At 34.5% G+C, this 996-nt stretch carries 1 protein-coding gene; it reads right to left on the minus strand.

Annotation, left to right across the window (positions count from 1 at the left end):
• On the minus strand, window positions 1-972 hold a 972-nt coding region (locus EES38_RS23185), incomplete at its 3' end, for a hypothetical protein (RefSeq protein WP_148090387.1).
• Window positions 973-996 lie beyond the last annotated feature (24 nt).

Here is a 996-nt window from a genome sequence, read left to right on the forward strand (position 1 = left end):
TTTTTTTTTTATTTTGAAAAATTCTAAATTCGAATTTTCTTTATTTCCATATAGATTTTCAGAAACAGTTTTATAGTTATAGTATGTTCGAACGTGGAATTCATCATCCTTATTAATTTTGTCTTTTCCATTCACTCGGATTTCTTCCATTTCATCGATTTTGTCCAGATCTTCCCCTTCTTCCGAAAAAAGAGAAGGAAAAGGAGCTTCTTCGGTGGATACCTCTTGGTCCTGTTTAGTCCCACCCGTTTCTGAGGTTCCTTTAAGTTTCTTAGTAAAAATGGGTGATGGTATTCTGCCTAAATAGTAGACACAGGTAATAAATAAGAGAATACTAAAGATTCGAGCCATAGAATTTCTCAATTCTGACACAAGGAACTTATACTTATTAGATCTAATAACTACATTAGACCTAATAGAATTATTTTGCTGTATCCAGACTAATACCAATCCAACCCATTTCATGAATAAAATGTGACCAATTAACCAACCAACAAAACTACTTGTTACGAATAACATCTTGTTGTTGCATCGAAACATATAAATGTTGACTAATCTGGCTAACATTGAACTTGGTAAAATGAAATRRTTGAATAATTGAAAAATGAGATTATTCAGGAATACACATTGAATGCKRAGATTACGCATTKMATTTCTGGTAGTAGATCCATAATCAAARAAGTGTTTGTGATTRTTSCAGAAGAAATGAAACAAAAGATACGGTAGAGCTAGGACAGTTATTGTATGAGGTCTACCCARTGCTARATGCAGAGGCGCATAATAGATCGATATGAACATYATRAGCTGYCCCGYAATAAAACCWGTTGTTGCTGATACYTYYTTCTCGGTTCCTTCTTCTCCTTCKTCCATAACCCGAGCTCGGAGAAGGAAGAGATAAGAGGGCCCTATGGARAATGTGGTCAGAAATCCATAATAGAGTCCGACCACAACGACCGAATTKATTATCTTCATGCATAARGATAMTAGATTACCTAG

Origin of the sequence: Vibrio viridaestus (assembly GCF_003856525.1) — a bacterium.
GTDB lineage: Bacteria > Pseudomonadota > Gammaproteobacteria > Enterobacterales > Vibrionaceae > Vibrio > Vibrio viridaestus.